Annotated in this window: 16 protein-coding genes and 4 pseudogenes; 11 read left to right on the forward strand and 9 right to left on the reverse strand. The window is 56.7% G+C overall.

All coding sequences use genetic code 11. The features are described from left to right. Positions 1 to 6 precede the first annotated feature (6 nt). The 4 genes from AC0L7S_RS10835 (at position 7) to AC0L7S_RS10850 (ending at position 6,153) form a co-directional block, all read left to right on the forward strand. Positions 7 to 1,335, forward strand: coding sequence for an ammonium transporter (locus AC0L7S_RS10835; RefSeq protein ID WP_473470885.1), 1,329 nt, complete (start codon positions 7 to 9; stop codon positions 1,333 to 1,335). Between the two features lie 266 nt (positions 1,336 to 1,601). Beyond that, the gene (locus AC0L7S_RS10840) at positions 1,602 to 4,253 is read left to right on the forward strand and encodes a DNA translocase FtsK (protein WP_473470886.1); all 2,652 of its coding nucleotides are present in this window, start codon (positions 1,602 to 1,604) and stop codon (positions 4,251 to 4,253) included. A 141-nt stretch (positions 4,254 to 4,394) separates the two neighbouring features. After that, positions 4,395 to 5,084 (forward strand): outer membrane lipoprotein carrier protein LolA, encoded by a 690-nt coding sequence (locus tag AC0L7S_RS10845; protein ID WP_473470887.1) that lies wholly within the window; start codon positions 4,395 to 4,397, stop codon positions 5,082 to 5,084. Positions 5,085 to 5,346: 262 nt separating this feature from the next. Next, positions 5,347 to 6,153 carry an exodeoxyribonuclease III gene (locus AC0L7S_RS10850; protein WP_473470889.1) on the forward strand — a complete coding sequence of 269 codons (807 nt, stop codon included), beginning with the start codon at positions 5,347 to 5,349 and terminating at the stop codon, positions 6,151 to 6,153. A gap of 33 nt (positions 6,154 to 6,186) precedes the next feature. Here AC0L7S_RS10850 and AC0L7S_RS10855 read toward each other — a convergent pair whose 3' ends face one another. Continuing rightward, a complete protein-coding gene (locus AC0L7S_RS10855) occupies positions 6,187 to 6,642 on the reverse strand; it encodes a cyclic nucleotide-binding domain-containing protein (RefSeq protein WP_473470891.1) in 456 nt (151 codons plus the stop codon). Between the two features lie 85 nt (positions 6,643 to 6,727). Next, a pseudogene (locus AC0L7S_RS10860) lies at positions 6,728 to 7,410 on the reverse strand (response regulator transcription factor). A gap of 93 nt (positions 7,411 to 7,503) precedes the next feature. On the opposite strand from AC0L7S_RS10860, the gene AC0L7S_RS10865 reads away from it, so the two are divergent. After that, on the forward strand, positions 7,504 to 8,100 hold the full coding sequence (locus tag AC0L7S_RS10865) for a L,D-transpeptidase family protein (protein WP_473470892.1): 597 nt from the start codon (positions 7,504 to 7,506) through the stop codon (positions 8,098 to 8,100). A gap of 7 nt (positions 8,101 to 8,107) precedes the next feature. Here AC0L7S_RS10865 and AC0L7S_RS10870 read toward each other — a convergent pair whose 3' ends face one another. The 5 genes from AC0L7S_RS10870 to tsaD are packed head-to-tail and all read right to left on the reverse strand — an operon-like array spanning position 8,108 to position 11,639. Next, positions 8,108 to 8,758 (reverse strand): class I SAM-dependent methyltransferase, encoded by a 651-nt coding sequence (locus tag AC0L7S_RS10870; protein WP_473470893.1) that lies wholly within the window; start codon positions 8,756 to 8,758, stop codon positions 8,108 to 8,110. After that, a complete protein-coding gene (locus tag AC0L7S_RS10875; protein ID WP_473470895.1) occupies positions 8,755 to 9,180 on the reverse strand; it encodes an EVE domain-containing protein in 426 nt (141 codons plus the stop codon). Before AC0L7S_RS10875 ends, AC0L7S_RS10870 begins: the two co-directional genes overlap by 4 nt. Before the next feature lie 45 nt (positions 9,181 to 9,225). Next, on the reverse strand, positions 9,226 to 9,522 hold the full coding sequence (locus AC0L7S_RS10880; protein ID WP_473470896.1) for a YciI-like protein: 297 nt from the start codon (positions 9,520 to 9,522) through the stop codon (positions 9,226 to 9,228). A gap of 18 nt (positions 9,523 to 9,540) precedes the next feature. Next, positions 9,541 to 10,557, reverse strand: a complete 1,017-nt coding sequence (locus AC0L7S_RS10885) for an NAD(P)H-dependent glycerol-3-phosphate dehydrogenase (RefSeq protein ID WP_473470897.1) — start codon at positions 10,555 to 10,557, stop codon at positions 9,541 to 9,543. Further along, positions 10,554 to 11,639 carry a tRNA (adenosine(37)-N6)-threonylcarbamoyltransferase complex transferase subunit TsaD gene (gene tsaD, locus AC0L7S_RS10890; protein WP_473474263.1) on the reverse strand — a complete coding sequence of 362 codons (1,086 nt, stop codon included), beginning with the start codon at positions 11,637 to 11,639 and terminating at the stop codon, positions 10,554 to 10,556. The genes AC0L7S_RS10885 and tsaD overlap by 4 nt, the downstream gene beginning before the upstream one ends. 100 nt (positions 11,640 to 11,739) lie before the next feature. On the opposite strand from tsaD, the pseudogene hemC reads away from it, so the two are divergent. The 6 genes and pseudogenes from hemC (at position 11,740) to AC0L7S_RS10920 (ending at position 17,892) form a co-directional block, all read left to right on the forward strand. Further along, positions 11,740 to 12,665: pseudogene (gene hemC, locus AC0L7S_RS10895) on the forward strand (hydroxymethylbilane synthase). A 1-nt stretch (position 12,666) separates the two neighbouring features. Continuing rightward, a complete protein-coding gene (locus AC0L7S_RS10900) occupies positions 12,667 to 13,383 on the forward strand; it encodes a uroporphyrinogen-III synthase (protein ID WP_473470898.1) in 717 nt (238 codons plus the stop codon). A gap of 108 nt (positions 13,384 to 13,491) precedes the next feature. Continuing rightward, positions 13,492 to 14,922 (forward strand): COG4223 family protein, encoded by a 1,431-nt coding sequence (locus tag AC0L7S_RS10905; protein WP_473470900.1) that lies wholly within the window; start codon positions 13,492 to 13,494, stop codon positions 14,920 to 14,922. Positions 14,923 to 14,932: 10 nt separating this feature from the next. After that, a pseudogene (locus AC0L7S_RS10910) lies at positions 14,933 to 16,563 on the forward strand (heme biosynthesis HemY N-terminal domain-containing protein). A 45-nt stretch (positions 16,564 to 16,608) separates the two neighbouring features. Beyond that, the gene (locus tag AC0L7S_RS10915; RefSeq protein WP_473470901.1) at positions 16,609 to 17,094 is read left to right on the forward strand and encodes a tellurite resistance TerB family protein; all 486 of its coding nucleotides are present in this window, start codon (positions 16,609 to 16,611) and stop codon (positions 17,092 to 17,094) included. A gap of 33 nt (positions 17,095 to 17,127) precedes the next feature. Beyond that, entirely contained in the window at positions 17,128 to 17,892 is a 765-nt protein-coding gene (locus AC0L7S_RS10920; RefSeq protein WP_473470903.1) for a glutamine amidotransferase, read from the forward strand. Between the two features lie 89 nt (positions 17,893 to 17,981). On the opposite strand, the pseudogene AC0L7S_RS10925 reads toward AC0L7S_RS10920, so the two are convergent. Further along, positions 17,982 to 18,241, reverse strand: a pseudogene (locus AC0L7S_RS10925) (DUF2312 domain-containing protein). A 242-nt stretch (positions 18,242 to 18,483) separates the two neighbouring features. Beyond that, complete coding sequence (gene pyc, locus AC0L7S_RS10930; RefSeq protein WP_473470904.1) at positions 18,484 to 21,942, reverse strand: pyruvate carboxylase; 3,459 nt, start codon at positions 21,940 to 21,942, stop codon at positions 18,484 to 18,486. Positions 21,943 to 22,003 lie beyond the last annotated feature (61 nt).

Consider the following 22,003-nt stretch of genomic DNA (forward strand, 5'->3'; position numbering starts at 1 on the left):
AGATCAATGAAATTTCCTTCGATTTTCAGACGGACACGGCTTTCCGTATCGCTTGCACCCATAGCTCTATGCTTTGGGAGCACGGCTGCGTTCGCGCAAGAAGCCGCACCCGTCTCGGCAATAGATTCGGGCGATACGGCATGGATGCTGTTGTCTACGATTCTCGTGCTGTTCATGATTTTGCCAGGGCTTGCCCTGTTCTATGGCGGTCTCGTCAGGTCCAAGAATGTCCTGTCCATTCTCATGCAGTGCACAATGATTACGGCAATGGTCGCGGTCGTTTGGGTTCTGTGGGGATATTCGTTCGCGTTTGGTGGCGGCACGGGTGCTTATTGGGGCGGTTTTGGCAAGATTTTCCTGATTGGCGTGACGCCTGAATCGGAAGCGGGAACAATTCCGGAATTTGTCTTTATCTGTTTCCAGATGACCTTTGCCTGCATAACGCCAGCCCTGATAGTCGGGGCTTTCGCAGAACGCGTGAAGTTCTCCGCAGTGCTCGTGTTCGTGGCGGCGTGGGTCAGCCTAGTGTATTTCCCGATCGCGCATATGGTTTGGGATGCCAATGGCCTGCTCTTTGGTTGGGGCGCACTGGATTTCGCGGGCGGCACCGTCGTTCACATCAACGCCGGTATCGCTGCATTGGTGGGGGCCTTGCTCATCGGCAAGCGGGCAGGTTATGGCCGCGACAACATGGCACCGCACTCAATGCCGTTCACGATGATCGGTGCCTCGATCCTGTGGGTTGGCTGGTTCGGATTTAATGCGGGGTCTGCCCTTGCGGCGAATGGAACAGCCGCACTTGCCATGATCAACACCTTTACGGCGACCGCCGGTGCTGCAATTGCCTGGGCCGTGGTGGAAACGGTTTCACGCGGCAAGGCATCCATGCTTGGTGCTGCCTCGGGCGTTGTCGCTGGACTTGTGGCGGTTACTCCGGCGGCCGGTTTTGTCGGCCCTGTCGGGGCTATCGTGCTAGGCGCGATTGCCAGCATCGTGTGCTATTATTTCGTGGCAACGGTGAAGATCAAGCTTGGTTATGACGATGCTCTGGACGTGTTCGGCGTGCATGGTATTGGTGGCATTGTCGGTGCTATCGGGACCGGCATTTTCGCATCGTCTTCGCTTGGCGGGGTTGGTTACGCAGAAGGTGTATCGATGGGCGGCCAGCTCTGGACGCAAATTCTCGCCGTCCTGATCACGATTGTCTGGTGCGGTGTGGTGTCGGCCATCCTTTACAAGCTGGTTGATATGACAATCGGTCTTCGTCCTGCCGCGGATATTGAGGCTCAAGGCCTCGACATCACGTCGCATGGTGAAGTTGCCTATCATTCATGATGAAATGCGGCGACTCCATTGCTTGAGGGGTATCAATAGCAATTGCCAAACGTTGAGTCGGGGCCCGGATTTGTCCGGGCCTTTTTCATGGCTATACCGGGAAATAATGTCGAAAATGGTCGTGTCGTGCAACGCTCCAAAAATCGTGACGATAAGAATCTGGATGGTTAATGCGACCTTAACCTTACCCTCGATAGTCTAAAGGGTGAATCTGCCCCGCGCGCGTTCGTGCCGTGGGGGTCACCAATTTGGACGGGGAAAGAGGCATGCGTTCAGGGGCTACAGCACCGCTCGCGCTGATCGATTCGGGGAATGGCGTTCGCGCCTTCGCGCGTCGGCAGCTTGGCAGAGTGATTGGCTGCGGGTTGTTTATCGTGGTGGTCTTCGCCATTGCCAGCCTGGCTACATGGAATGTTGCCGATCCCAGTTTTTCGCACGCGACTGACAATATTGTCACCAACGCGATGGGCTATGGCGGGGCCGTCTTTTCCGATCTTGCCATGCAGTTCTTTGGCCTTGCGGCGGTAGCCGGTGTTGTTCCGGCTGTTATCTGGGGCTTTTTCTTGTTTTCCGCGCGCGGTGTCGACCATCTCGCGAAACGCGGGTTTGCATGGTTCGGCTTTGCCGTGCTTGCTGCTGCCATGGCAGGTTGTGTTGTGCCGCCAAAGACGTGGCCGCTGCCGACAGGTCTTGGTGGCGTGTTTGGCGATATGGTGCTGAATATTCCGGGCTTCATTATCGGTGGATACCCGACGGGCCTGATTGCTGCTCTTCTGGCTATTTTGTTTGTTGCGCCAACCCTTTGGCTGTTCGCTTATGGTTCGGCACTTATCGGTCGCAGAAACGGCTTTGCGGTCAATGTGCCAAAAGAAACGGCGGAGCCTGTCGACACTGATTCCATTCTGTTCGAGCATGATGAAGATGACGACAGTGAAGGGTTTCTGGCGCTTGGCGCGCTCACGCATTGGTGGCTGTCACTGCGCGCTTATCTTCGCCGTCGCGCTGCACGACGCAATGCCCGCGATGGATTCGCACCGGAGATGGAGCCACGCCCAAGTGCATGGCGACGTGCCGCGGAGCGGGTAGAATCCGCCGAACTTGCCGAATCGCGGATGAGCACGAACGGACGAGCCCGCGTTGAGCCGGAATTCTTTGCCGACATGGTCGGCGATCATGGCGCGTCGCTTGATCCGCATGACAGCGACGTATTTTCACAAGACGGCGAAGACCTGGATTTTGCGCAGGAGAACGACCAGTTCCGTAACGACGCACCGCGCGCGCAAGCACAGAGCTTTCGCTCCGATGCGGCTACGCGCGTTGTGGCACCAGCGCCGAGGCCGGTTTCAGGGACGCGCATCCAGCGTGAGGCTCAAACCTCGCTGATCGATACGAATTCGTTCGAGATGCCATCTCTGCATTTCCTGTCCGATCCGCCCAATGTGGTGCGCGACCCCAGCCTGTCGAAGGAATCACTGGAACAGAATGCCCGGCTTTTGGAGGGCGTTCTTGAAGATTTCGGCGTCAAAGGCGAGATCATCCATGTCAGGCCCGGACCTGTCGTAACGCTTTACGAGCTTGAACCAGCACCGGGCATCAAGTCATCGCGGGTCATCGGGCTTGCCGACGATATTGCACGTTCGATGAGCGCAATTGCCTGCCGCGTCGCGGTGGTTCCAGGGCGTAATGCCATCGGCATCGAATTGCCAAACGCCAAGCGCGAAACGGTTTATCTGCGCGAAATCATGGCAAGCCGCGATTTCGAAACAACGAAAGCCAAGCTGGCGCTGGCACTTGGCAAGACGATCAATGGCGAGGCCGTCATCGTCGATATTGCCAAGATGCCGCATGTTCTGGTTGCAGGTACCACCGGTTCGGGCAAATCGGTTGCCATCAATACGATGATCCTTTCATTGCTCTACCGGATGACGCCTGAGCAATGCCGGTTGATCATGATTGACCCGAAAATGCTGGAGCTATCCGTCTATGACGGCATACCGCATTTGTTGACCCCGGTTGTTACCGATCCGAAGAAGGCCGTTGTGGCGTTGAAATGGACGGTCCGGGAAATGGAAGATCGCTACCGGAAGATGTCCAAGGTCGGTGTGCGCAACATTGATGGCTTTAATGCGCGTGTTGTTCAGGCCCAGAAAAAGGGCGAGCAAATCTCGCGTACCGTGCAAACCGGGTTCGACCGGCAGACCGGCGAAGCGATCTATGAAACCGAACAGCTCGACCTTGATCCGATGCCCTATATCGTCGTCATCATCGATGAGATGGCCGATCTGATGATGGTCGCGGGCAAGGACATCGAAGGCGCGGTACAGCGCCTTGCTCAAATGGCGCGTGCTGCCGGCATTCACGTCATCATGGCGACGCAGCGCCCGTCAGTCGATGTCATTACCGGTACGATCAAAGCCAATTTCCCGACCCGCATTTCGTTCCAGGTGACGTCTAAGATCGATAGCCGCACCATTTTGGGTGAACAGGGTGCAGAACAACTGCTCGGCATGGGTGACATGCTTTATATGGCGGGTGGCGGGCGCATACAGCGTGTTCATGGGCCTTTCGTTTCCGATGGCGAGGTGGAACAGATCGTTGCGCATCTGAAACTTCAAGGTGTGCCGGAATATCTCGACGCCATTACCGAGGATGAAGAGGAAGATAGCGAATCGTCTTCGGGCAAGGGTGGCTCCGGTGGTGGCAATATCGATAATTCCGATGATCCTTACGATCAGGCGGTGGCCGTTGTGCTGCGCGATGGCAAGGCTTCGACCAGCTACATTCAACGCCGCCTCGGTATCGGTTATAACCGGGCTGCGTCGATCATCGAGAAGATGGAGAAGGAAGGCATCGTCGGAGCGGCAAATCACGCTGGTAAGCGCGAAATTCTGGTGCCGACCGAAGATGACAAATTCTAGAGCATCGGACTTAATGTGGGCAGGTCGCAGGAAACGGGATCCAATTGTCGCACTTACGCGTTGAGACATATGTTGCCAAACTTAGGCCTAACTGGCGCGCGACATTGTGCATGAACTGTCAATGAGACGAGAGTGAGCTGCATGAAGAATGAATTTTCCGCACAGATCGGCAAGTTTGCACCGACGCGCCGCCACGTTCTTGGTTTAGGGCTCATATTCGCCGGCGCGGCTGCGCTCAATGTCGTTCCCGGCTTTCGCCTTCTTGCTGCTGCGCAAGCCGCCGCACCCGTTGCGGCACAGGAGATTGCCGACCATTTCTCGTCAGTGAAATCCATGACCGGCGAGTTTGTTCAATTCGGGCCGAAAGGTGAGCAGACGGGTGGCAAGTTCTTTCTGGAACGGCCTGGGAAAATCAGGTTCAATTATGATGGGTCGTCCGATTTCAGAGTGATCTCCGACGGGGAATCGGTGGTGATCCTGAACAAGAAGCTCAAGACCTCGGACCTTTATCCGCTTTCGAAAACGCCACTTAAACTATTGCTCGACAACAAGATCGACCTTTCGGGTGATCGCGTGAAGAGCGTGAAGCAGGAAGACGATCTCACGACGATCCAACTTGCCGACAAGTCGGTTTTCGGCAATTCGAAGATCACCATGATGTTCGATCCGCAATCCTACGAACTGCGCCAATGGACGATCACCGATGCGCAAGGCAAGGACACCACGGTGATGATCTTCAACGTACAGGAAGGCGTGAAATTCGCCGCCGATACCTTCGCGATCGACTATACCGCCAATCGCGTACTCAACACCAAGAAGAACATGCGCTAAGATACATCGCGTCAAAAAGGGTTCATGCGGTGCTTTGAGCACTTGTTTTCATGCATGTCGTTGTCCCAAAACCACTGCACACTTTTAGGCGACATGAATTTGTTTGTGTGGAAACCGGCGCGCAACGTGGGGACTTGGGCGTGTCATCTTGTTTTTAGTAGCGGCGGCTGGCAGGGTCTGGGCTCAACCCTAGAAAGGGCGCATTGCGTTTCAGCCAATACCCATCGGTCACGGCGTACCATGTGCCGTACCGGAATTTTTGATGCCATTCTCGATTGCTACCTGGAATATCAATTCGGTCCGGCTACGCATGCCGCTTATCGAACGCCTTCTGGTCGAAGAGGCACCTGACGTGCTTTGCCTTCAGGAAACCAAATGCCCGGACGATCTGTTTCCTTCCTCTGCCTTTCGCAAACTTGGCTATGAACACATCGCCATTCATGGTCAGAAGGGCTATCATGGGGTGGCAACTGTTGCTCGTCGGCCAATCGAGATCGTGGAGAAACGTCGATTCTGTGAGATCGACGATAGTCGTCATGTGTCTGTCAGAGTTTCGGCTGGTAGCAAGTCGATCCTCCTGCATAATTTCTATGTTCCAGCCGGTGGTGATGAACCCGATCCGGTAATCAACCGAAAATTCAAGCACAAACTCGACTTCGTGGCCGAAATGCACGCCATTCGTGCGGAGTATAATGACGTTTCGGGATCTGTTTTGGTGGGCGACCTCAATATTGCTCCTCAGGAACATGATGTCTGGTCGCACAAGCAGCTTCTGAAGGTTGTGAGCCACACACCGGTGGAAACCACGAATTTCGAGGCGATGCGTGAAGCGGGCGGGTGGGTCGACCTGATGCGCCACCACGTGCCGGACGATCAGAAGATTTTTACGTGGTGGAGCTATCGCGCCAAGGATTGGGAGACTTCCAACCGGGGTCGCCGGCTGGATCATGTCTGGGCATCTTCCAATCTGGTGCCCTGTTTTTCCGGCTACGACATCATGAGCACGGCGCGCGGCTGGGAACGTCCTTCAGACCATGTTCCGGTGATCGCGCGGTTCGATCTGGATTAGGGCAATGGGCCGGAAAGTCATTGCGCCAACCGTTCAGCCCGAGAACCGCGGTGCCAATTTCTCGATACGGCTGATCAGCGCCTGAAACTGCTCCAATATACGCTGGTGAAGGCTGGCAGCGATTTCGGGATATTCTTCGAGGATACGCCGGAACATCTTTCGGCTGAGGCGAAGCACCTCGGAATCGACGGCTGCCGAGGCGCTTGTCAATCGCTTGGTGTCGGCAATCAATGCCAATTCACCCAAAAGAGCGCCTGGACCGGCTGTTCCTATGGCGACGCGTTTGTCGCCCACTTCATGGTAAAGGGCGATGCTGCCACTGATGACGACATAAGCACAATCTGCTTCGTCCTCCTCAAGATAGAGTTTCCTGTCGGCAGGAAGAACGGTCGTTTCCGCGCCAAAGGCGAGCAGACGCAACTGTTCCTGCGTGAAACCCTCGAAGAGTTCCACGGCAGAAAGTATGCGAATGTCGTCGTCCAACGCCATCAGCTATGTCCCCGAACAGTCAGGTCTAGTCCCCTTCTCATGCGAGCCCGTCCCGGCTCGCTCTGACTAATAGAAGCACAAATATTTAAGGAACAAGCTTATAGCCGCCACTTTCTGTCACAAGCAGTTCTGCATTTGAAGGATCACGCTCGATCTTCTGGCGCAAGCGATAGACGTGTGTTTCAAGCGTGTGCGTGGTTACGCCTGAATTATATCCCCATACTTCTTCAAGCAACACGTCGCGTGTCACGACCTTTTGTTCGGCGCGGTAGAGATATTTGATGATCGAGGCTTCCTTTTCGGTCAGCCTTACTTTGGCACCACGCTGGTCGATCAGAAGTTTCTGGCTAGGCTTGAAGGTATAAGAGCCGACCGAGAACGTGGCATCCTCGCTTTGTTCGTGCTGTCTCAGTTGCGCACGCACGCGGGCAAGCAAGACGGCAAAGCGGAATGGCTTGGTGACATAGTCGTTGGCACCGGCTTCGAGGCCGAGAATCGTGTCGGAATCGGTGTCGTGGCCTGTCAGCATGATGATGGGCGCCTTGTAGCCCCCTTGCGCAGCAGCTTGACAGCCTCACGCCCGTCCATATCAGGCAAGCCAACATCCATGATAAGCACGTCGATGAGTCCGGTGCGGGCTGCCGCTACGCCTTTGGCTGCGGTTGACTCCTGCAAGACATCGAATTCTTCGTAGAGCGAAAGTTGCTCGACAAGCATGGTGCGAAGATCGTCATCATCGTCTACGATAAGTATGGTTCGTGAAGTCATGGATCAATCCGTTGTTTTGAAACCTATTTTCATCGTCGCCAGTTGACCGTTGTTTATTTATGCGGAAGCTGATGAACGCAATAGCCGATCACAGTGATTTGTTCCGTGGCACGATCATACCTGAAAAAACGCGAGCGCAATGCAGCAGATGCAACTTTACGGACAGGCTTTCGTATTCTGACGGTACGCGCGCGCCCAAACAACCCGTCACAAGGCTTGTTGCAGGTTGGAAATCTGGTGTTTCGCTGCGCCTTGGGTAGGGGTGGCATATCTGCAAACAAGCGAGAGGGCGATGGCGCGACGCCACTTTCCTCGATGCGTATTCTGTCCGGCTATTTTCGCGATGACCAATTTTCCGGTGGGCGACGAACGGGTTTGCCAATGACTCCGATCGGTCCAGATCTGGGCTGGTGTGAAGTCCCGGCGGATCGCAATTACAACCGCCCGGTGAAGATGCCATACAATGCGAGCCACGAACGGATGCGTCGCGATGACAGGCTCTACGATGTCTGTCTGGTGCTTGACTGGAATATTTCGCCGCGGCGACGCGGGCGCGGTAGCGCCATCTTTTTCCACCTCGCACGGCCTGGCTTTTCTCCCACGCAAGGCTGTATCGCCGTTACTGCCCGCACTATGGCCCAATTGCTGCCGCTTTTATCGAACCGGACAATCGTCAAAGTGGTGCGTTGACCCAACGTCAAAAGCACCAGACTGTCGTTTTCTTGATTTCTGCGTCTTCCAGCGCACGCGTGACCGGAACTTGGTAGACGGCAAGTTTTTCCATGGCTGATTTCGGTAAATAGAACCGTCCCGGATCGCCGACAAGAATGGCCGCGCCGCGCTCTTTAAGCGTTGTGAACCAAGGCAAAATGCGCTCGGCAAGAAGTTTGTCGTAAAATACGTCGCCAGCCAAAACTACGTTCCAACCGTCATCTTGCCCTATCAAGTCCTCGCGGACGAAGGGGATATCGACATTGTTGGCCTTCGCGTTGAGACGGATTGCCGTTTCACAAAACGGGTCGATGTCATTGGCGATCAATTTTGCCGGTTTCATCATGGCGGCAGCGATGGCCACGAGCCCTGACCCCGAAGCGAAGTCGAGCACGTGTTTTCCACGTATAATGGCCGGATTGTCCAGAATGTAGCGCGCCAACCCCTGACCACCGGCCCAGGCAAAGGCCCAGAAAGGCGGCGGCAGACCTATTTCAACCAGTTCCTCCTCGGTACGCTTCCACAAATCATGCGCTTCACCGGCAAGATGCAGGCGGATTTCGGGCACATGGGGTGGTGCCAGAAGGTCAGTATTGGCACGGATGAAGCGCTCGGCGTTTTCAGGTGCAAGCTTCAAGGTGCGGGGTCGAGGCCACCCATGCGGCAGACTTCCTTCCACTCATCGGAGGTGACTGGTTGTACAGAAAGCCGGCCAAGCCTGACCAGTGCCATTTCAGCCAGCTTCGGGTTGGCTTTGACATCCGCCAGTGTTGGAGGGTTTGGCACGTCACGCACAGCACGGATATCGACGCATTCCCAGCGGGGATCTTCGGTTGTGGTGTCATGGTGGGCAAGGGCGCAAACCTCGGCAATGCCAACGATATTCAAGCCTTCATTGGAATGGTAGAAAAAGCCGAGATCACCGATCTGCATGGCTTTCATGTTGTTGCGTGCGGCGTAATTGCGCACGCCGTCCCATTGTGTGCCGTCCTTGCCCGTTGCTTTCAACGCATCGAAAGAGAATTTGAACGGTTCGGATTTGAATAGCCAGTAATTCAAGTGTCTACCCCATGTCGTGTCTTGATTATCGCGTTTTGCCGGGTGTTAGAGGTTTTCCGGCTTGTTGAAGGCCCAGTTCCAGGCGCGAATTTCCACGCTCTCGAACAATCCGGCCTTGGCATAAGGATCGCTGCCTGCAATTGCTTCGGCTTCAGCCTTGTCGGCTGCTTCGATGACGACAAGGCTACCGGTCGGCTTGTTATCTGCGTCAAGGAATGGTCCGGCAAAGGCAAGTTTCCTGTCGTCATTCAGCCGGTTGAGGAATGCGACATGATCCGGCCTCGTATCAGTTCGCACTTGAAGTGAGCCGGGCTTATCCTTGCAAAGCAATGCAAACAACATTCTTCGATGCTCCTGATTTTACGGTTGGTTTTCGTTTTTCAAGGGGCGCGCCATCAGCCTGGCGACAGCCTCGTGGATGGTGATCTTGTTGTCGAGAATGGCAGCGACCGCCGTGATGATCGGCGCGTCAATGCCCCGTTCCTGGGCAATTTTCACGGCAATTGCGGCCGTCGCAACCCCTTCAGCCAGTGGCCGCCCATCAAGCGTTTCACCTCGCCCAACCGCCAGTCCATAGGTAAAATTGCGCGATTGCGTGGAAGAACATGTCAACAACAGGTCGCCGAGACCGGAAAGTCCCATAATTGTCTCCGGTTTTGCGCCAAAGGCTGCGGCCATGCGGCGCAATTCAACGAACCCTCTTGTCACCATGGCCGCCTGTGCGCTGGCACCAAGTCCTGCCCCGGTTACGGCACCGGCTGCTATGGCGAAAACATTCTTCAAGGCGCCGCCGATTTCGACGCCGATCAGATCGTCACTGGAATAGCACCGCAGATTTCGCGCGGAAAAGCGGGTTGCAAGGTCGGCGGCGAGAGACGGGTCGGGGGCGGCAACGACAACGGCAGTGGGTTGGCCTCTGGCCACATCTATCGCAAAGCTTGGGCCGGACAGGATTGCGATGGGGTTGCCGGGCAGGCATTGCCCAACGATTGAAGAGAGTAATGCGCCGGTTTCACGTTCGATGCCTTTCGCGCACAAGACAAGCGGCGCAGCGCCTGGGATATGAGCCTTGGCATTTTGCAATACGGCACGCAGCGATTGTGCAGGCGTGACTGCGAGAACGCAGTTCGTGCCTGCAAGCGCCTGTTCAATGTCGCTCATTGCCATAATGCCGGGTTCAAAGGAGATGCCGGGCAGATAGCGCGGGTTTTCACCTCGCTTGACAGCGTTGGCTGTGGCAACGTCACGCGCCCATAAGCGCACGTCGTGACCGGCACGCAGCATGGCCAGCGCCAATGCCGTTCCCCAGGCTCCTCCGCCAAGTACAGTGACCTGCCAGGGACTGGTTGCCTTGCCAGTTTCGTGTTGATCGCTCATGCTTTGGCACCTCGTCGGCCTGACCCGACAACGGGTGCCGAGATGCCATCCAGTGGCCAGCGGGAACGGGGTACGAAATTGAACGCATCCTCGTTGGCGGTGTTCGCTCGCAGTCGTTCAATGCCCGCCCAAGCGATCATGGCTGCATTGTCCGTGCATAGTTTCAGGGGTGGTGCCATGAAACAAAAACCGGCCTTCTCGCACAGCGTTTCGAGTGCTGTCTTGATGGCAAGATTGGAAGCGACCCCGCCGGCAACGACGAGCGTCGGCTGCTTGCAATCGGGAAATTCGTGGTTGAAACGATCAAGAGAGCGCGAAACCCGATCGGCCAAGGCACCAGAAGCGGCAGCCTGAAACGAAGCGCAGATGTCGTTTACGTCCTGTTGTGTCAGTGGTGCAATTGCGGTCGCCGTCTGACGCACCGCAGTCTTGAGGCCGGAGAATGAGAAGTCCGGCTGGGCCGAGCCCTTCATCGGGCGTGGAAAGGCAAACCGGGTGGCGTCGCCATTTGCGGCGGCCGTTTCGACATTCGGACCACCCGGATACGGCAAGCCGAGCATCTTTGCCGTTTTATCGAAGGCTTCGCCCAAGGCATCGTCAATGGTGGTTGCCCAGCGCTGATAGTCGCCAACGCCTGCTACCTTGACGATCTGGGTGTGGCCGCCGGATACCAAAAGCAAGAGATACGGGAATTCGACGCTTCCGGTCAGGCGCGCGGTCAGCGCATGTCCTTCAAGATGGTTGATTGCAAGAAGCGGTTTGTTGGCCGCTGTGGCGATGGCTTTTGCGGTCATGAGGCCAACGATGAGCCCACCGACGAGGCCCGGCCCTGCGGTCGCGGCAATGGCGTCGATGTCGCCAAGTTGCACATCTGAATCGGCCAAGGCGGCTTCGATGATGCCATCCAGCGCTTCGACATGGGCGCGCGCGGCAATTTCGGGGACAACACCGCCAAAAGCTGCATGTTCCTCGATCTGGCTCAGCACGATGTTTGAAAGTATCTTCGGGCCGGAATCGTTCGTAAACGCAACGACACTGGCTGCCGTCTCGTCACAACTCGTCTCTATACCCAGAATGCGGATCAATTCGTCGCTGCTCCGATCATTGCCCGGTCGCGCTTTCCCGGTTAGGAGAAGGCACAACTCAACCTCGTCTGCCGGGGGTTATCACGGACCGAGCATCATGCAAACTGTATTGAAAATTGGAACGCGTGGCAGCCCGCTTGCATTGGCACAGGCCCATGAAACGCGGGCGCGGCTGATGGCGGCACATGGTATGGCTGAAGAGGCGATTGAAATCGTCGCCATTTCAACCAGTGGTGACCGTATCCAGAACCGCCCATTATCCGAGGCTGGCGGAAAAGGTCTGTTCACGAAAGAACTGGAAGAAGCGCTGTTCGACAAGCGCATCGACATTGCCGTGCATTCCTCGAAGGATATGCCGACGCTGTTGCCGGACGGTCTGGAGCTTTCCGCTTTCCTGCCGCGCGAGGATGCGCGTGACGCCTTTATCGGCAAGGACGCCAAATCCATCGAGGATTTACCGCGAGGTGCCAAAATAGGATCATCGTCATTGCGCCGTCAGGCGCTCATCCGGCGTATGCGGCCCGATCTCGATGTGGTGATGTTTCGTGGCAATGTGCAGACCCGACTCAGGAAACTGGATGAGGGTGTTGCGCAGGGCACGATCCTTGCGCTGGCCGGTCTCAAGCGGTTGGGAATGGAGCATATTGCCAGCGGCGTGATGGGGCTGGATGTTTTTCCCCGGCACCGGGACAAGGCGCAATAACAATCGAAAATCGGGTCGGTGATCGTTTCGTCAGGCAAATGCTTGATGCAATTAATCATATTCCGACAGAACAGGCGCTTGCGTGTGAACGCGCTTTTCTGGGCGCGCTTGATGGCTCATGTCGAACGCCTATTGCCGGTTACGCGACGGTTGATGATGAAAGACTGACTTTCAAGGGCCTCATCATCAAGCCCGATGGCACCGAAGCGCATGAAATTGACGCTGAAGGCGCGGCTTCTGATGGCACTCACATTGGCGAACAGGCCGGTGCCGATGTGCGTGCGAAGGCCGGTCCGGTGTTTTTCGAAGGCTGGTTTTGATATGCTGCGCGTGCTGGTGACGCGGCCTCAACCCGCCGGCAACCGAACAGCTTTACGCCTGAAGGAACTGGGTTTCGAGCCGGTGTTGCTACCGCTGTCGGAAACACTGCCCTTGCCAGTCGGTTCGAGCCTCCTGCCAGAAGGGGTCGCAGCGGTGGCGATTACCAGCGCCAATGCTACCCGCCATGCTTCGCAGGATTTGCTGGATCAACTTTCCAGGCTGCCTTGCTACGCAGTCGGCAAAAGGACTGCCGCGTCTGCCCGGGCGGCAGGTTTTTCGACAGTGGTGGAAGGGGCAGGTGATGCCGTGGCGCTGGCGCGGCAGATTGCGGGTTCGACCAGCGTGGATGCTGTTGTCTATCTTTGCGGGCGCGTGCGCAATCCCGAGTTCGAGAAGCAATTGGAGGGTGCCGGCGTGCGGGTTCACCCAATAGAGAGCTATGATACTGTTCGTATTGATTATAAATGCGAGGCGATTGTCGAACGTTTGTCGGGTTGTGCGGTCGATGCGATTTTGCTGTATTCGGCGATGGCGGCGACTGCTATGAAGGAACTGACTGGACGAGCGGGTGTAAGTCATCTCTTTGAAACCGCACAATTCTATTGCTTATCGGGTCGCGTTTCCTTGCCGCTTGGGGATGTTGCTGGCGATAAGATCCTTGTTGCGCGTGAACCCAATGAACAGGCGCTGCTAGCACTTCTGCGGCTGCGCTATTGAGCCGCGTCATCACACGGCCCCTTTTCACCGCTTTGAGGTGTGATAGATATTTTAGAACTCACCGATGCCGCTTGGCGGTAGTTATGAAGCGAAATTGCGGAGCCAGGCATGGTCAAGACGCCAAAGACCCGACATTCGAAGAGTCGTCGCGAACCGGTAACGATCGAACTTGAGCCGGAAGCCGTCTCACGCACAGCGCAAGCTCAGTCGGCTGGCGAGGATAAGGGTGTGAGCGAGCCTGCCGATCAGGCGCAAAGCGATGTGCAGCCGGAAGTGGAGGCTGCGGGCGATGCGCAGTCAGGCAGTGATGTGGCGCAGGAAGAATCGCAATCTGCTGGCGATGTCGCTGAACCATCTACTGATAGTTCGTCCCAGACCTATGATTACTCTTTCAAGGATCACGCTGAGGCGCCAGATGCAGATAAGGCGAAAAGCGACCAATGGGGTGATGCTTCAGGCGAGCAGGCGACAATGGCTGCTGCGGCAGCGGTTGACGGAACTGGCCGGAAGAAGGGCGCAATGGGTGGCCTTGCTGCGGGAATTGTCGGTGGGATCATCGCGCTTGCGGGTGCCGGTGCGCTGCAGTTTGCCGGAATTTTAGGCGCACCCGGCACCGCATCCAGTTCTGTTGAGAACCTGAACAGCGATGTCGCGGCGCTCAAGGCGCAAATGGCGCGGATGGCAGGTTCAGAAAGTGGCGGCGAGGCGGCGGCAAAGATAGGGACGATTTCCTCGACGCTCGATCAGGTCGAGGCCGAACTTGCGACGTTGAAAGCGGCCGTTGAGACGGGAAGTGACGTGAGCGACGTGACTGGCCTGGCCGACAAGGTTCAGGCACTGGAGACAACGATCGCCAATCTTGACCAGTCCGGCACAGCCGCCTCAGTCGATCTCGGTCCGCTTGATGAAAAGGTCGGGGCGCTTGAAGCGTCTGTCAAATCGGCCAACGATGCCAGCGCCCAGCAGAATGAACGGCTGGCGGCGCTTGAGCAATCGATCACAGCGCTTTCCGGCAAGGTCGATGCGCAGGCTTCGCAACCCAAGATCGCGTTGGCAATCGCTGCTTCGGCGCTGAAATCCGCGCTTGAGCGGGGTGCAACATTTGAAGCAGAGCTTGAGACGTTCGCGGCCATTTCTCCAGATGCGCCGGAGCTTGCATCGCTGCGCCCCTATGCTGAAAAAGGGGTGCCAACCCGTGCTGACATAGCCGCCAGTACCGATGGCGCGGCCGATGCGATGATCGCAGCCACTACACCCGTCGATGAAAATGCCGGTTTCGTTCAACGCCTGCTTTCGAGCGCCGAGTCGCTGGTCAAGGTCAGGCCGATCGGGGCGGTAGAGGGAACCGGTGTCCCCGAAATCGTTGCCCGCATGGAGGCGTCGGTGAAGCAGGGAGACTATGCCAAGGCGCTCAGCGAATATGATACGCTGCCGCAGGAGGCCAAGGCCGCAGGTGAGGCTTTTGTGGCCAAACTCAAGGCCCGGCTGGATGTGGAAGCGAAGGTCGATTCCCTGATCTCCGGCGCGATGAAAACATGAGGCAAGCACGATGACCCGCATCCTGTTCTTCCTCATTGTGGTTTTTGGTCTTGGTCTTGGCTTCTCCTGGTTGGCTGACCGGCCGGGCGACATGGTCGTGACGTTCGACGGCTATCAATATCAGGTTGGCCTGATGGCGGCCGCTGTGGCGGTGGTTGGCGTGGTCGCCGCCGTCATGATTGCCTGGTGGCTCGTTAAATCGTTGTGGAACAGTCCCTACGCCATTGCCCGACATTTCAGAGTGCGTCGCCGGGACCGCGGCTATCAGGCGCTTTCGACCGGCATGATCGCTGCCGGGGCAGGAGACGGATCTCTGGCGCGCACAAAAAGCAAAGAGGCGGCCAAGCTGATCCGGTCGGATCAGGAGCCGTTGATCTATCTTCTGGAAGCACAGGCTTCGCTGCTTGAAGGTGATCATGATGGTGCCCGTGAGAAGTTCGAAGCCATGCTTGACGATCCGGAGATGCGGCTGCTTGGGTTGAGGGGCTTTATCTGGAGGCTGAACGTCTCGGCGATCGAAATGCGGCGCGCCACTATGCCGGTCGCGCGGCTGTCGCGGCACCAGAACTTGCCTGGGCGGCCGAGTCGACCCTGGAAGAACTCACCGCACGAGGCGACTGGGATGGTGCCTTGAAGCTGGTCAATGCGCAAAAATCAACGCGTCAGGCCGGGCGCGATGCCGTGGACCGCCGGCGCGCGGTGCTTTTGACGGCAAAGGCCGGGGCGCTGATGGATGTAGACCCGGACGCTGCCCGGGTTGCGGCAATCGAGGCAAATCGACTTCAACCCGCTTTCGTGCCTGCGGCGCTGGCGTCTGCCAAGGCATTGTTCAAGCAAAATGATGTTCGCAAAGGCTCAAAAATACTGGAGGCGGCGTGGCGTGCAGAACCCCACCCTGAGATTGCCGAACTCTATGTCCATGCTCGCCCCGGCGATGCGGTTCTCGACCGGTTGGCACGGGCGCGCAAGCTACAGGACATGAAGAAGAACAATGCCGAATCGTCGCTTGCCGTGGCACGTGCGGCGCTTGATGCGAAGGAATACAAGACAGCGCGCGAGGAGGTTGGGGCAGCCATTCGCCTCGATGGACGCGAAGGTGCCTTTCTTCTGCTTGCCGATATCGAAGAAGCAGAGACGGGTGATCAGGGCATAGTGCGCCAGTTGTTGTCGAAAGCAGTGCGCGCGCCGCGCGATCCTGCCTGGGTGGCTGATGGTGTCGTGTCTGAGCATTGGGCGGCGGTTTCGCCTGTTAGCGGGAAGCTCGATGCATTTGAATGGCGTGCGCCGGTTGAACGGCTCGGTCAACTGATCGAAAATGATGAGGTGGTTGTTGAGCCTGTGCCGGCTGTCATCGCCGCGCCTGTCGTTCTTTCGCAAGATGAGGATATTGACGAGGCAACGGTCATATCTGATCCACCAGCGGGTGCGGAGGAAACGTCCGGTGTCGTGGACAGTGCGTCCGGTTCGGTTGACCCCAAAGATCAGGACGAAGCGGAAGCCAGCGATGATACGCCCCCTGCGGTGGAGAATGAAGCCGATCCCACGGAGCCCGAAGAGATGCCTGTCAGGCTTCCTGACGACCCCGGTGTCGACCCCAAGGATCAGGCCGAGAAGCTATCGAGCGGATTCCGCTTGTTTTGAACGTCTGCACCTTGAACATTCATGAAAATCGAACTGGAATAGCCGATGTTTGAGCGTGTTTTGTCCTTCCTCAAGGAACTGCCCGTTGGGGGTGCCAATGGAGGCCATGAAGCGGAAGACGATCCGCGCGTTGCTGCCTCGGCATTGCTCTACCACATTATGAACGTCGATGGCGTTCGCCAGGATGTCGAATGGGATCACTTCAAAGCGGCACTTTCCAAAACCTACGGGCTTGACGGCGATGAACTGAGCAAGCTGGCACAGGCAGGTGAGCAGGCAGACAATGAATCCGTTGATCTTTATGCTTTCACCAGTGTGCTAAAACGCCATCTCGACGCTGAAGCGCGCAAGAATTTTATTGGCCTGATGTGGGACATTGTTTATGCGGATGGCGAGTTGCATGAACTTGAAGACAACACTGTCTGGCGCGTTGCCGAGTTGATTGGTGTTGAACGCCGTGATCGTGTGGAAGCGCGCCGCAAAGCCGCGGCGAAAGCGCCAGGCGCAACTGGCGCATCCAGTGACGAGTGATATACATCTGAGAGTTTTCAGGGTTCTTTTTCCATGCCAGCCAGCCGTCGACCTCAAATCCTGATCATCCTGCATCAGGAGACGTCGAGCCCCGGACGTGTTGGACATATGCTTATCGAGAAAGGCTTTGATCTCGATATTCGTCGCCCACCGCTGGGTGACAGCTTGCCCGACACGCTTGAAAAACATGCAGGCGCCGTCGCATTTGGTGGACCCATGAGCGCGAACGACCAAGATGAATTCGTGCGGCGGGAAACCGACTGGTTGAAGATACCTTTGAGGGAAGACAAGCCGTTCCTGGGGATTTGCCTTGGCGCGCAAATGCTGGTCAACCATCTGGGCGGCAAGGTGGAAAGCCATGACAATGGGCTGGTGGAGATTGGCTGGTACCCCCTAAAAGCCACCGAGCAGGGCCATAAGCTGCTGCATTGGCCAAATATGGTCTATCAGTTTCACCGCGAAGGATTTTCACTGCCCAAGGATGCGACGCTTCTGGCAACAGCCGAGACCTACCCCAATCAGGCATTCCGCTATGGCAATAATGCCTGGGGCATTCAATTTCACGGCGAGTTGACGCAGTTGATGATGCACCGCTGGGTGGTGCGTGGTGCGCATCGTTTTGTGCTTCCCGGAGCCCAACCGGGGCGCGACCATCTCGGTGGGCGGCTGATTTGGGATATGCAGCTCAAGCGCTGGATTGGCGAATTCCTGCACGCGGTTTTCGGAACACCTCTGGATCAGGAGGATATGGGATCGAACCGATCCAAAATCATGAACGTGATCGTTTCCAATGATTGAGAGCGGAAAACCGCTGCACAGTTTCCTCACCCCACTCAAAAGCGGTTCAGCTTTCGATAGAAGCACCGAACCACTCCAAGTAATTGCTTTTACACCATTCCGAGCGCGTTCATGTAGAGGTCGATGATGGCTTCTGCTTCCTGGCGCTCTGTCTGATCCTGCTTGCGAAGACGAATGATCGTGCGGATGGCCTTGGTGTCGAAGCCGGTCCCCTTGGCTTCGGCAAACACTTCCTTGATGTCGTCGGCAATGGTCTTTTTTCTTCTTCAAGCCGTTCGATGCGCTCGATCAGGGCGCGCAACTGGCCGGCTGCAACTGTCTGACTGGTTTCAGTGATGTCGTCGGCCATGTCGATCTCCAAATTGTTTGCTTGTAGGTAGCATCGGTACTATTGAACCGGCTTGCTACCCAAATCCTTGTTATCGGGGCGGGAGAGGAATTCCTGCTTGCCGGTGTTTGTTCAGCCGCGACTCGTTAATCGTACTGCGGCTTTTCGGTGGGTTCGATGCCCGACAGGTGGCGGTCGGTCAAGTTGTTTATCGCCATCTCGTCCAATCGGTATTGTGTATCCATAAGCGTCTTTGCTTGATGTCATCCAAAGACGACAAGCAGGTCCTTGGCGTCGATCTGGTCGCCAGTCTTCACCAGAACTTCGGTGATCGTACCGTCGCGCTCCGCATGAAGTGCCGTTTCCATTTTCATGGCTTCGATCGACAGGAGTACGTCGCCGGATTTGACCGTCTGTCCGGCTGATATGGCAACAGTCGAGACGACGCCGGGCATCGGTGCGCCGACATGCATGTCGTTTCCAGGTTCGGCCTTGGGGCGTGCCTTGATGGCGGATGCGCCATGCGCACGATCGGGCACCTTTACCCGGCGCGGTTGTCCGTTGAGCTCAAAGAAGACGGTGACCATGCCTTTGTCATCGACATCGCCGATGGCGAGACAGCGCACCACCAATGTCTTGCCTTTTTCGAGATCGAGGAATGCCTCGTCAGTTGGTTCCATTCCATAGAAATAGATCGGCGTCGGCAATACACTGACGGGTCCGTAGGTTTCCTGCGCTGCGGCGAAGTCGGAAAAAACCTTTGGGTACATCAGCCAAGATGCAAACTCGTATTCGGTCAGCTTGCGCTCGAGCTTTTCTTCAATCTCTTTGCGTTTTTCCTGCAAATCCAATGGCTTCAAAAGCGAGCCGGGCCTGACATTGATCGGGTCGGTGCCTTTGAGGGCTTTCTTCTGGAGGGCTTGCGGCCAGCCGCCCGGCGATTGGCCGAGATCGCCGCGCAACATGGAGATGACGGAGTCGGGAAAGGCAATATCCTTGTCTGGGTTCTCGACGTCGGCGACGGTGAGGTCCTGGCTGATCATCATCAGGGCCATATCGCCGACAACTTTTGACGAGGGCGTAACCTTGACGATATCGCCGAACATCAAATTGACGTCGTGATACGCCTGCGCCACCTCATGCCAACGTGTTTCAAGGCCAAGCGAGCGGGCTTGCTCCTTCAGATTGGTGAACTGGCCGCCGGGCATTTCATGGAGGTAGACTTCCGATGCCGGCCCTTTGAGGTCGCTTTCGAAGGCGGCGTACTGGTTGCGCACAGCCTCCCAATAGAACGAGATCTTTCTGATCCAATGCGGATCAAGGCCGGGGTCGCGTTCGGTTCCCTTCAACGCCTCCACAATTGAACCCAGACAAGGCTGTGCCGTGTTACCGGAAAACGAATCCATCGCGGCGTCGATTGCGTCAACGCCGCTTTCGACGGCTGCCAATACGGTTGCGGCGGACAGGCCAGACGTATCATGCGTATGGAAATGGATCGGCAAGTCCGTGGCATCGCGCAACGCCTTGAACAGCGCGCGGGCCGCGGCCGGCTTCAGTAAACCGGCCATATCCTTGACGGCAATAATATGCGCGCCGGCCATCTCCAGTTCCTTGGCCAGTCCGACGTAATATTTGAGGTCGTATTTGGCACGTTCGGGGTCAAGTATATCGCCGGTATAGCACATGGCTGCTTCGCAAAGCTTGCCTTGCGCGCCAACCGCATCCATTGAAACGCGCATGTTTTCGACCCAATTCAGGCAATCGAAGACCCTGAAGAGATCGACGCCGCCATCGGCTGCCTGCTTGACGAAATGCTGGACGACGTTATCTGGATAATTGGTGTAGCCAACGCCGTTGGCGCCGCGCAGCAGCATTTGCAACAGGATGTTGGGTGCGCGCTCACGTACCAGCGCGAGACGTTCCCACGGGTCTTCAGTGAGAAAGCGCATGGCGACATCGAAGGTCGCGCCGCCCCAGCACTCTAGTGACAGAAGTTGCGGCAAGGCACGCGCATAGGTGCTGGCAATATTGGCAATGTCATGGGTGCGCACCCGCGTTGCCAGCAAGGACTGATGCCCGTCACGCATTGTGGTGTCGGTGATCAAAACCTGCTTCTGTTCGCGCATCCAGGCAGCAAACTTCTGCGGACCCACTCGATCCAGCATCTGTCGCGTGCCATCGGGGATGGCGCTTGTCAGGACAGGAGCGAGGGGAAGTGCCGCATCGGGATTGGGCCGTGGCCGATCGCGTGTTTCTGGATGGCCATTTACACTGACATCGCCAAGATAGTTGAGCAGCTTCGTGGCTCGGTCCCGGCGTTTGACCTGGGTGAATAGGGCAGGTGTCGTGTCGATGAACTTCGTCGTATAGGAATTATCGGCAAAACTTTGATGGTTGATGATGGCTTCGAGAAAAGTGAGGTTTGTCGCCACGCCGCGAATGCGGAACTCGCGCAAGGCGCGGTTCATGCGTGCGATAACTTCTCCAGAAGTCGGGGCCCAAGCCGTCACTTTCTCCAGGAGCGGATCGTAGAATCGGGTAATGACCGCACCTGAATAGGCAGTGCCACCGTCAAGACGGATGCCGAAACCGGTGGCGCCGCGGTATGCGGTGATGCGGCCATAGTCGGGAATGAAGTTCTGTTCGGGATCTTCCGTGGTGATACGGCACTGCAAGGCATGACCGTTGAGGCGAATATCCTTCTGGGCGGGAACGCCAGATTGGGGCGTGCCTATGGCAAAGCCATCGAGAATGTGGATCTGTGCCTTGACGATATCAATGCCGGTCACTTCTTCGGTAACCGTGTGCTCGACCTGAATACGGGGATTGACCTCGATAAAGTAGAATTTCCCCGAATCCACATCCATCAGGAATTCGACGGTTCCGGCCCCGATATAGCTGGTGTCGCTGGCGAGCTTGAGTGCGTAGCCGCACAATTCTTCTCGCTGGGCGGCATCCAGATAAGGCGCAGGCGCGCGTTCAACAACCTTCTGGTTTCGACGCTGGATTGAGCAGTCACGTTCGAAAAGATGAACGGCGTTACCGTGGGTATCGCCAAGGACTTGCACCTCGACATGACGGGCGCGCTCGATCAGTTTCTCAAGATAGACCTCATCCTTGCCAAAGGCGGCCTTGGCTTCGCGCTTGCCTTCCATGACCTCGCGGGCAAGGTCTGTTTCCGCGCGAATGGCGCGCATGCCGCGCCCGCCGCCACCCCAGGACGCTTTGAGCATGAGCGGATAGCCGACTGTTTTTGCAAGCTTCTTCACCTCCTCCATATCGTCGGGCAAAGGGTCTGTTGCAGGCACTACCGGCACACCGATCTCGATGGCGAGATTGCGGGCCGCCACCTTGTTGCCAAGCCTGCGCATCGTCTCAGGCTTTGGCCCGATAAAGGTGATGCCGGCCTCGGCGCAGGCTTCGGCAAATTCCGGACTTTCGGACAACAGGCCATAGCCGGGGTGGATGGCATCCGCGCCTGAAAGCTTTGCAACGCGGATCACTTCTTCGATCGAAAGATAACTCTCGATCGGTCCCATGTCCTTGGCCAGATGCAGTCCGCGACCGACCTGATAACTTTCGTCAGCCTTGAAGCGGTGGAGTGAATATTTGTCTTCTTCGGCCCATATGGCGACCGTTTTGAGGCCAAGTTCATTGGCCGCGCGGAACACACGGATGGCAATTTCGGATCGATTAGCGACAAGGATTTTATTGATAGCCAAGAACACACTCCGCAGGCAGGGATATCAGGGGGCGCGCATGAATAGCGCGAAAATGCTGCGG

The sequence above is a fragment of the Mesorhizobium sp. G2-6-1 genome, assembly GCF_055809095.1.